General features: G+C 38.3%; 8 protein-coding genes. 5 read left to right on the top strand and 3 right to left on the bottom strand.

Going from position 1 to position 10,024, the window contains the following annotated elements:
- Positions 1-756: 756 nt before the first annotated feature.
- The 3 genes from D6D85_RS10205 to D6D85_RS10195 are packed head-to-tail and all read left to right on the top strand — an operon-like array spanning position 757 to position 4,026.
- Complete coding sequence (locus tag D6D85_RS10205) at positions 757-2,070, top strand: ABC transporter substrate-binding protein (RefSeq protein WP_125671939.1); 1,314 nt, start codon at positions 757-759, stop codon at positions 2,068-2,070.
- Positions 2,071-2,092: 22 nt separating this feature from the next.
- Positions 2,093-3,028 (top strand): branched-chain amino acid ABC transporter permease, encoded by a 936-nt coding sequence (locus D6D85_RS10200; RefSeq protein WP_125671938.1) that lies wholly within the window; start codon positions 2,093-2,095, stop codon positions 3,026-3,028.
- Positions 3,025-4,026 (top strand): branched-chain amino acid ABC transporter permease, encoded by a 1,002-nt coding sequence (locus D6D85_RS10195; RefSeq protein WP_161969823.1) that lies wholly within the window; start codon positions 3,025-3,027, stop codon positions 4,024-4,026. The genes D6D85_RS10200 and D6D85_RS10195 overlap by 4 nt, the downstream gene beginning before the upstream one ends.
- A 3-nt stretch (positions 4,027-4,029) precedes the next feature.
- Here the strand turns inward: D6D85_RS10195 and D6D85_RS10190 are convergent, their stop codons facing one another.
- Positions 4,030-4,731 (bottom strand): ABC transporter ATP-binding protein, encoded by a 702-nt coding sequence (locus tag D6D85_RS10190; RefSeq protein ID WP_125671936.1) that lies wholly within the window; start codon positions 4,729-4,731, stop codon positions 4,030-4,032.
- The gene (locus D6D85_RS10185) at positions 4,731-5,459 is read right to left on the bottom strand and encodes an ABC transporter ATP-binding protein (RefSeq protein WP_125671935.1); all 729 of its coding nucleotides are present in this window, start codon (positions 5,457-5,459) and stop codon (positions 4,731-4,733) included. The genes D6D85_RS10190 and D6D85_RS10185 overlap by 1 nt, the downstream gene beginning before the upstream one ends.
- A gap of 137 nt (positions 5,460-5,596) precedes the next feature.
- Between D6D85_RS10185 and D6D85_RS10180 the strand changes: the two genes are divergently transcribed.
- The gene (locus D6D85_RS10180) at positions 5,597-7,363 is read left to right on the top strand and encodes a M28 family peptidase (RefSeq protein ID WP_125671934.1); all 1,767 of its coding nucleotides are present in this window, start codon (positions 5,597-5,599) and stop codon (positions 7,361-7,363) included.
- A gap of 36 nt (positions 7,364-7,399) precedes the next feature.
- Complete coding sequence (locus tag D6D85_RS10175) at positions 7,400-8,701, top strand: ArgE/DapE family deacylase (RefSeq protein WP_125671933.1); 1,302 nt, start codon at positions 7,400-7,402, stop codon at positions 8,699-8,701.
- A gap of 85 nt (positions 8,702-8,786) precedes the next feature.
- Here the strand turns inward: D6D85_RS10175 and D6D85_RS10170 are convergent, their stop codons facing one another.
- A complete protein-coding gene (locus D6D85_RS10170; RefSeq protein ID WP_125671932.1) occupies positions 8,787-9,494 on the bottom strand; it encodes an aspartate/glutamate racemase family protein in 708 nt (235 codons plus the stop codon).
- Positions 9,495-10,024: the final 530 nt, after the last annotated feature.

Genomic DNA, 10,024 nt, shown 5'->3' with positions numbered 1-10,024 from the left:
TTCCCTCATCATCGTAGACCTTTGCTATCACATCAACGCTGTAAGTTGAGGTCCCGAGGGAGATCGTGAAGGGCTGCCTATACAAGAGCTTTGCCTCGTAGATCTCAACTCTCTCTATCAATAGATCACCTCTTCTCTAGAAGATTTCCTTATTTTAAACTTTTCAGGAAAACTTTTTGATCTTATATTAATCTCTTAATTTACTGTTGAGAATATTTGTATCTTGTGACATTATATAATTTACCGTTGATTCTGTCAAGCTGATGGATATTATAAAATCCTTCAGTATTTTTAGTGTTATCAACGTCCTTTTCCAGCTTATTAATTTTCCAAATGTTGAGGGATTTTATTGGAAAAGTTTTTATATAACTTTCTGTTTGAACGTCAGAATCCAAATTCCTAATAGAAATTGTCTCCTATGCCCAAAATGTCCCCACAAGGTCTATTCTAGAAGCCAATTCTAGAGGTTTTTAGCCAAAAATATAAGGAACAAATGTGAGTATTTTGAGAACTAGGTTTGATAACTGTTTTTTCCTCAAAAATAACTTTCTGGACAGAGTTTTCTTAGCTACATTCCGGAAGCATATGGAGCCCTCATGAGCAACTATTTGTTTCAATATTCTTTGCCCTTCCCTGATAAGAACCAAAAAAGAATTTCATAAGAGACATGACACTAAAAAAGAGAGCTAAATAGTTTTTTCCCTAGTGGTAAACTTTATATTGATTCCCCCTTTCCCCAAAGAAAGGGGGAAGAAAATGAATTCCTCTAGGAAAGTTGCCTATATATCGGCCGTGATTGTTATCATAATACTGGCAGTGGCTGTTGCGGCACTCTTCAGGCCATCACAAGGACCATCTCAAGCTACTAATGTGACTGCCATAAAGGGTGTGATTAAGATAGGATTATCCACACCTCTGAGCGGGGGATCTGCATATACAGGAGATCAGCAAAGGAAAGGGGCCATCATGGCTGTAGAAGAAATAAATGCGCAGGGAGGTATTAAATTAAAAGATGGCTATTACAAGGTCGAGTTGGTTGTTGGAGATGATGAGTCGAAACCCGCTACTGGTGTAAGCGTTTTTGAAAAGTTTGCAACACAAGATAAAGTGAATATAGTTATAGGCGAAGTTAATAGTGATGTAGCTCTGGCTATGATGGATGTTAGCGCTAAATACAAAATACCGTACATTACCTTGGGAGCTTCTAGTGATGCCCTTACTAAGAAGTTCCTGTCCGATACTGATAAGTATAAATATTATATAAGAATGACACCTTATAGCGAAGAAGCTTACGGAAAGGCATCTGTTGTATTTCTCGAGGATGCCATTTCTAAGGGATGGTTTAAAATAACCAGTAAAAAGGTTGCAGTGATCGCTGAGAAAACAGCATACGGCATAGATAATGCCAATGCTTTTAAGAGATATGCAAAGGAGAAAGGTTGGGAGATTGTTGTAGATGAATTATTCCCCACAGATCAAGAAGACTTCACGCCCATACTATTAAAGGTAAGAGATTCAGGAGCAGAGGTTATTTGGATGATTGGGACATCTCCTGGGGCAGCTGCTGCACTTACAAAGCAATTCCAAGCAATGAGGCTAAAGATATACTTTTTAGGTGTATATGTTACACAACTCCCGGCATATATTAATCTAGTTGGTAATAGCTCTGATGGGCTCGTATGGACTCTGAACTCCTTATGGAGTGATAAAGTACCAAGAGTAAAGGAGTTCATGGAAAAGTTTAAGGCTAGATGGGGCGAAGCATCCATCTCAAATGCGGGCTTGACTTATGACACTATCATGATGATAAAGAAAGCTTTAGAAAAAGTCGGTGAAATTGATCCAGACAAGTTTATAGAAGCCTTTCTAAACCAAGAATATGAAGGATCCACAGGTTATTACGTCTGGAACAAGACACTCCATTGTCCAGAATGGGGACCGGACAGAGTACCCTCCTCCTTTGGACAGATCCAATGGGAAGGAGGTAGTTATCATCATGAGTTCTTATGGCCTATAAAGTTCTTCCCAGATGCTAAGTTCAAGCAGCCATGGTGGTTCCCGAAAGGGTAAAATAGGTCAGTAGGTGGGAACATTGCTTGACTTGTATTCCTTCTTTCCCTATCCTTCTTTTTTGCAAATTCCTCCCTTCAACCCAGTTATGATAATGCAACTTGCTGTAAATGGACTTATAGATGGTCTTTTCTTTGCGCTGATGGGACTTGGGTTTTCTATTATATTAGAAGGGATGGATCTATTTAACTTTGCACATGGAGCTTTTTATATGGTGGGAGGATATATAACTTATTTAGTTATAAAAAATGTTACTCCAAATCCTATAATAGCGATAATGTTTTCTATTATTATTGCATTCATATTTGGTTATGTAGTAGATCTCCTGATGTTAAGGCCTATTAGAAGAAGAGGAGGGGAAGGTTGGGCATTGGCTGGTCTGATAGGGCTTTTAAGTCTCTCTGTTGTACTGGAAAACTTAGCGATATTAGTGTTTGGAGCGGAATATAAAGGAGTTCCACCTTATGTTCGAGGTAATGTTGTAATAGGGGGCGTTATCATAGATCTTCAAAGAGCTGTTAGCGCTTTGATAGCCGTTATGTTGATACTTTTGATATATTTGTTTTTCAAAAAAACAAAATATGGCAGGGCAATGAGAGCACTGGCCCAAAATAAGGAGCTAGCAGAGATGTCGGGAGTTAGCCCTGGAATAATGTATCCTATGATATTTGGGCTGGGTGTCTGTTTAGCAGCAGCTGCAGGTTCCTTATTAAGCCCTCTATATTATGTTTCTCCTACAATAGGAGCATTTCCAGGCCTAATGGCATTCATTGTCGTGATAGTCTCTGGACTGGGATCCATAGGAGGTCTCATTCTGACAGGCATACTCTTTGGTATTATTAATAGTTTTACTGCATTCTTTTACTCGAGTGAATGGGGTTATCTAATTGCTTTTACTATAGCAATTATGGTAATTACATTCAGACCAAAGGGGTTATTTGGGGTGAGAAGAGAATGAGAAGCTTTCTTAGTTTGAGAGATTTAGTTATTAAGAACTGGATATTCATAATTATATTACTTGGATTATTGATTCCATTGATTACTTCTGACCAATACATTCTCCATATCTTAATTCTCTCCTTTATATTGGCTACTTTGGGAGCAAGCTGGGACATGCTAACAGGGTATGGAGGTTTATTCAGCTTTGGACATCAGGCATTCTATGCTATTGGAGGATATGCATCCGCTATTATATGCATTAACTATGGGATATCTCCTTGGCTAGGTCTCTTAATAGGGGGTTTATCTGCCCTGCTAGCCTCCCTAGTGATATCTTATCCTGTTCTAAGGCTTAGAGGTCCCTATATAGCATTGGTGACCTTAGCTTTTAGTCTTGTTATATATGAAGCAATAACAATATTTAGAGACTTAACAGGAGGACCTTCAGGTCTCTGGGGTATCCCAACATTTACCCCAATAGACTTGGGTATTATAAAAATAACTTTTGAATACACTAATAGAACATCTTATTACTATTTAGCCTATGCTCTATTAATAATAAATTTGATATTTCTCAAAATTTTCGTTGAATCAAAGTACGGGCTTAGATTAAGGGTGATAAAGGAGTCAGAAGAAGTTGCTGAAACATTAGGAATAGATACGATCAAATATAAGCTAGTAGCAGTTCTAATTTCTGCATTCATCTCAGGGCTTACAGGTGCATTTTATGCTCATTATATTCAACTACTAAGTCCAGAAGTTGCTTGGGTCAGCACGATGCTTGACATTGTGCTAGCCACTATGTTAGGAGGTTTCATGACTATATATGGTGCATTTGCTGGATCTCTTGTTATTTCGTTTCTGAAGGAATATTTTAGAGTAATAGGACAACTAAGACTGGTTATATATGGATTAATTCTGATCTTGATTATAATAGCAACTCCCAGCGGTCTATTAAAAGAAATGATTGTAAAGATACTCTCTTTTAAGAAAAAAGTGAAAGTTAAAAATGTATAACCTCTATAAAGCTAGATAGGCTTTTCTCAAATATTCATTTTTTATCATTTCTTCTCTACTACCTTCGAGTACTATTGTTCCATTTTCGATAACATACCCCCTATCGGCTATTTCTAATGATCTCTTAGCATTCTGCTCAACTAGAAATATTGTCATACCCTCCTCTCGGAGCTTCGTTATACTTTTGAAAAGGTTTTCTGTTATCACAGGTGCAAGCCCTAATGATAGCTCATCTATCATCAGTAATTCAGGATTGGTCATTAATGCCCTTCCAATCGCTAGCATACGTCTTTCTCCACCGCTCAAAGTGCCTGCTAGTTGTTTCTTCCTCTCTTTTAATCTTGGAAAAAGATTATATATATAATCGAGATTTTCTTCTATTTTATTTTTCGGCATGAGAAATCCTCCCACTAGGAGATTTTCCTCTACCGTTAAGTAAGGAAATGGGTGTCCGCCTTCTGGTACCATATTTATTCCGAGCTTTACTCTAGCTGCTGTTGATAACTTGGAAATTTCATTTCCTTTAAAGTATATTTTACCATTTATTTCCTTATTAAGTCCCATTATTGCTCTTAAAGTTGAGGTTTTGCCTGCGCCATTTGGACCTATAAGGATAACGATTTCTCCTTTATTAATATTTAAGGATATGTCTCGAACTGCTATGGCCTTCCCATAATAAACAAACAGATTCTCTATACTTAACATCAGATGATCCCCCCTAAGTATGCTGTAATAACATCAGGATTGGCAACAACATCCTCTGGGGATCCTTCGGCTATTTTATTACCGAAGTTTAGAACAATTACTCTATGACAGATTTTCATGACAAATTTTATTATATGCTCTATTAGGATGATGGTAATATTTCTTTGTTTTGCTATACTTAGAATTAGACTTTCGAGCTCATCTATCTCATTAGGCCTTAAACCTGCTGCAGGTTCGTCGAGTAGAAGGAGCTCAGGCTCTAGAGCCAAAGCTCTTGCAATTTCTAGTCTTTTTTCCTCAGTTAATGTTAGATCCTTCCCCATTTTATATGGATTATCAAATCCTACTCTCTCTAGCAAATCTGCTGCTTTCTTTCTAGCTAGATCTAGATCTTTCAGCTTCCATGTTAATGGTATAGCGACGCTGTCGATAGCTCTTAAATTCTTGATATAAATGGGCACCTGAAATGTTCTTGCAATGCCCATCTTTGCTCTCTTGTTGGGTCTAGTGTTAGTAATATCTATACCTTTATATACCACTCTTCCAGCTGTAGGCCTGAGTATGCCAGAAATTATGTTAACTAGTGTTGTCTTGCCTGCGCCATTTGGACCTATAACTGCCAGGATCTCCCCTTTTCTAACATCAAAGCTTACATTATTTAAGGCAGTAAGTCCTCCAAACTTCTTTGTTATATTTATAACTTCAAGTATAGTTTCATCGCCTTCCAAGATCCCCCCTTAGGGACTCTGGCTACTTTTATAAAAACCTTACTGAAGCTACACAAAGAAGAGTTTTTGCTGTTAATATTTGTACTTTTGACATAAAGCTTTTTAAGCTCTCCATACTATATCTAAGGGGTCCTAGGATGAAGTTCTATGATATATCCCTAGAAAGAAAAATTTTGGATGAAATATCGGTAGATAGGGCTTTTGAAGATATCAAAGCAATTTGTGAGATAGGAGAAAAGATAGCCGGTTCTTCTGAAGAGGGCAGATTCGTAGAATATATATCAAGGAGGTTAAATGAGGCAGGCGTGGAGCATGATATATATACATTTAAAGGATATGTGAGCATGCCCATAGAAGCTAAGTTAAAAATAATATATCCGATAGAAAAAGAAATACCCTGTCAGGTATATGCTCAAAGCGCCTGTACTCCTCCTGAAGGCATAGAGGGAGAAATAGTATATGTAGGTTCTGGTGGAATTGATGATTACAAGGGCAGAGATGTAAAGGGTAAGATAACTCTTGCTGAACTATCATATTCTCCCCCTAGGCCAGAGAAGGTAAGAATTGCGCAAGAAAAGGGCGCAATAGCTCAAATACAGATAAATTGGGGGCTTATTGAAAGAAAGCTACTACCCAGAGGGACTGTAAAGTCTATCTGGGGAAACCCCACTCCGGATGATATTCCAAGAATAACTAGAATTCCTGCAGTCGGTATTACAAAGGCTGATGGTGCTTTTCTGAAGGATCTCATTGAGAAGGAAGGTAAGGTGAAAGTATGGCTGATGACTAAGACTTGGAGGGGCTTTAAGGACATACATGATATTATAGCCTATGTGAAAGGCTCGAAGGCTTCAGAAAAGTTCATTATTCTAAATGGGCATTTTGATTGCTGGGGACCTGGAGCAACCGACAATGCAGTAGGTAATGCTGCACTATTGGAGTTTGCAAGAGTATTTACAAAGTATAGAGATTATTTAAGGAGAAGTATAAGGTTAGCATGGTGGTCCGGGCATGAATCGGGCATAATGGATGGATCCACATGGTATGTAGATAATTTCTGGGATGATATAAACAAGAACTGCGTTGGATGGCTGAACATAGATTCCACAGGTATGAAAGGATCTGAAAGATTTTGGGCAATGGCGACAGAAGGCCTTCATGAGTTTATAGCAAAAACTATAACAGATGTCGATGGAATGGAACCTGTTGAAGTTCACAGGTTAATCAAGGTAGGTGATGCTTCTGCTTTAGGTGTTGGAGTTCCTCATCTAATGACTTTTACAGCATTTCCGAGGGAGGAGATCATTAGAGAGGTTGGGAGATATACTCCGATATATCTCGGATGGTGGTACCATGGTCCAGAGGATTCCATAGATAAGATAGACTTAAAAGCCTATGAAAGAAGCTTAAAAGTATATGCTGCACTCTCGTTAAGATTTGTTAATCTTCCAATACTGCCTTATAAGTTTAGTGAAGCTACAGAAAAAATAGTTAATTATGTAAAAGAGATAAAGAAACTTTCAGGTGGAATTGTAAATTTAAACAGGATAGAACATAATGCTATAGAACTTAATGAAAAAGTTAAGAAATTTGAGGAGAGAGTAAGGGAGAAAATCGATAAAGCGACGACAGTAGAAGATTTAGAAATGGAGGAAATAAATAATGTTCTAATGAAGTTATCAAGATATATAGTTCCATTAATGTACACATATGATGCAGGGAGATATGGTCAGGATCCCTATGGACTTACCCATCTAGAGTATACGGTTCCCAATCTATCAATAATTGAGGAGTTAACCAAAATTCCAAGGGATACAGATGAATTCTACATGTATCTTACTAAAGCTGTCAGAAAAATAAATCTGGTTTCTGATCAGCTTGAGGAAGCCTCTAAAATTATTTAGCTCTATCTTTTTACTCTTTTTAAAGGGGGTTGTTTAATGCCTAATTTATATTATAGTCTATCTGAACGAATTTTTAAGAAAATAGATGAAAATCGTGACCAGATCGCTAAGCTGGTGAGTCAACTAGTTCAAATTCCCAGCATTACTGGCCAAGAAGGAGATGCACAGGAGTTTATTAAGGAGAAACTAACCGAGATGGGGCTAAAAGTGGAAACATTTGAACCTAATGTAAATGAGCTCAAGGATCATCCATCTTTCTTTGAGACAGCTTCATACAAAAAATTTGGTTATAGCAAGAGACCAAATGTAATCGGAATATGGGAAGAGGGCAATTCTGGAAAAACTTTAATTCTCAATGGTCATATAGATGTGGTTCCATCAGGACCTAAAGAGGAATGGAGATACGACCCGTGGGGAGGAGAGATTTCTAACGGAAAGATCTATGGAAGAGGATCTGGAGACATGAAGGGTGGAATTGTAGCGATGATTTATGCAGTAAAAGCGATTCAGGAGCTTGAAATACCTATTAATGGCAAGGTACTAGTTGAATCTACTATAGAAGAGGAAGATGGTGGTATTGGAGGAGCATTAGCTACTCTATTAAGGGGATATACTGGTAACTTTTCAATAAATCCAGAACCATCAGGATTGGATTTCTATGTTGCCTCAGCAGGAGTTCTCTATTTTAAGATAAGGGTTAAAGGTAGACCAGCTCATGCAAAGGAGGCGCACAAAGGAGTTAACGCGATTGATAAAATATGGCTAATTTACAAAGCTTTGAAGGAGCTCAATGAAGAGAGGCAAAGGAGAATAGTATTCCCACCTGCTGAAGAATGCGAACCAGACGTAAAAGGGCATGTTACTACCTTGAATATTGGTATGATATCAGGAGGGGACTGGCCCTCTACAGTTCCTGCATGGGCAGAGATCATGTGCAGAATAGGATGGCCACCGGGGGAGAGTATAAGAGAGATAGAAAGCCAGATCTTGGATAGATTAAAGGAGGTATCTAGGAGAGACCCTTGGCTCAGGGAGAATCCTCCGGAGTACTGTACAATCGGCTGGAGAGCGGAGCCATCTATGGTGAATACATCAGATCCTTTTGTATCAAAGCTCTCGGATCTAGCCTTTAAGGTTACTGGTAGAAGGCCTAGATTTTGCGGGGGGACTGCTGGACTGGATACCAGATTCTTCATAAATGACTTCAACATCCCTTCTGTGGGATATGGACCTATTGCTCATAACATACATGGAATTAATGAGTTTGTAGAGCTGGACTCAGTTATCCAAGTCGCAAAAGTTATAGCGTTGGCGATTGTTGAGCTATTGACAGAGTAATATCAACTAACGATCCAATTCTTTTGGTCATCAGCCGTAAAGTTTATATGAACGAAATAAATTGTACACTTTACTCTCTGAAATTTTAGCTCTCTTTTTTGGGAGGGTATGGATATGTTAGTTTGCTAAAGGAAAGACCTGTCTGTACAAGCAACTCAGCAATCTTTAATGCAGCTATACCTGGATCTATAACAGGAATCCCTATTTTTTCCTGAACCTCTTTGGCCATTCCGAACATTCCTAAGCATCCAAGTACTATGGCATGGGCTCCATCTTCCTTTATAGCTTTTTCAGAGAGCAAAATTATCCTTTCAACTGCTTTCTCTCTATTAGATCTTAAGCCTAGAACTGTAATTCCCAACGGTCTAACCGAAGCCAATTTTGATTCTATTCCTAAAATCTTTGCCATATTTTCATATCTAACTATATCTCTTTCCAAAGGAGATATTACTGTAAATTTATGTGCCAATAAGGCAGCTAGAATGAAAGAAGCCTCACCAGGACCTACAACCGGTATTTTAACAAGTTCTCTTGCGGCATGCACAGCAGGGTCTCCGGAGCACCATATAATCACAGCATCTACACCATCTTCCTCAGCTTTTTTTACATTTTCCAGCAAATCAATAGCAGCTAACTCCTCCTCATAAAATGACTCTATCGTTATCGGACCTTTTTTAACGCTAACAAACTCTAGTTCGGTCATAGGAAGCGCTTCTTTAGATAATCTCTTTCTTCTATCCTCTAGATAGTCCTCCGAGAAGCTAGTAATAGGCACAATAACTCTTATCCTCATGAGGATATATACCTCCCAAGTAGCTATTGTCTAAAGAATAACTTAAAAAGTTATCGTCATAGCAACAGCTATCAGCTTTGAATTTAGGTTCATGGACATTTCTTAACTTATATTCTGGATATCTTCTAAGAATCTATCTTATTTCTTCAAACTTATCCAGCGTCTATACAGATTTATTTCTTCCTTCCTGCAGCCTTCGTATGTCTTTTCACCATCCACTCCTGCTTCCCTTGATCCCTACTCTCTCGAGCTTGCAGCAGGTTCTTCTCCTCTAAACCGATAAGTGGGGATCAGCTCAACTCTATGAGGTATCTTCCAGCTGGCAAATGTTGTGGATAACTTAATTAGTTGATAGTGCTCTAATTTCGTATGAGGCTAAGCGATGACGAGGTGAACAAGATCATAGAGACAGTAAGAAATCAGCTTATGAAGAAGCCTGAAAAGAAGGTTAAGCTTGGAGACATGGAAGTTGATTATAAGACGATTGCAGAAGCTCTTTCAATGGCCGACATGAATCTGAAAAGGGAAAT

Source organism: Candidatus Methanodesulfokora washburnensis, assembly GCF_003947435.1.
Lineage (GTDB): Archaea > Korarchaeota > Korarchaeia > Korarchaeales > Korarchaeaceae > Methanodesulfokora > Methanodesulfokora washburnensis.
Note: the sequence above shows the minus strand (reverse complement) of the source record. Positions and strands in the feature narration are given on the sequence as shown.

What these genes read in the sequence shown, in the direction of transcription:
- D6D85_RS10205 (WP_125671939.1), top strand. Translation starts at nt 757, where the DNA reads ATGAATTCCTCTAGGAAAGTTGCCTATATATCGGCCGTGATTGTTATC.
- D6D85_RS10195 (WP_161969823.1), top strand. Translation starts at nt 3,025, where the DNA reads ATGAGAAGCTTTCTTAGTTTGAGAGATTTAGTTATTAAGAACTGGATA.
- D6D85_RS10190 (WP_125671936.1), bottom strand. Translation starts at nt 4,731, where the DNA reads ATGTTAAGTATAGAGAATCTGTTTGTTTATTATGGGAAGGCCATAGCA.
- D6D85_RS10180 (WP_125671934.1), top strand. Translation starts at nt 5,597, where the DNA reads ATGAAGTTCTATGATATATCCCTAGAAAGAAAAATTTTGGATGAAATA.
- D6D85_RS10175 (WP_125671933.1), top strand. Translation starts at nt 7,400, where the DNA reads ATGCCTAATTTATATTATAGTCTATCTGAACGAATTTTTAAGAAAATA.
- D6D85_RS10170 (WP_125671932.1), bottom strand. Translation starts at nt 9,494, where the DNA reads ATGAGGATAAGAGTTATTGTGCCTATTACTAGCTTCTCGGAGGACTAT.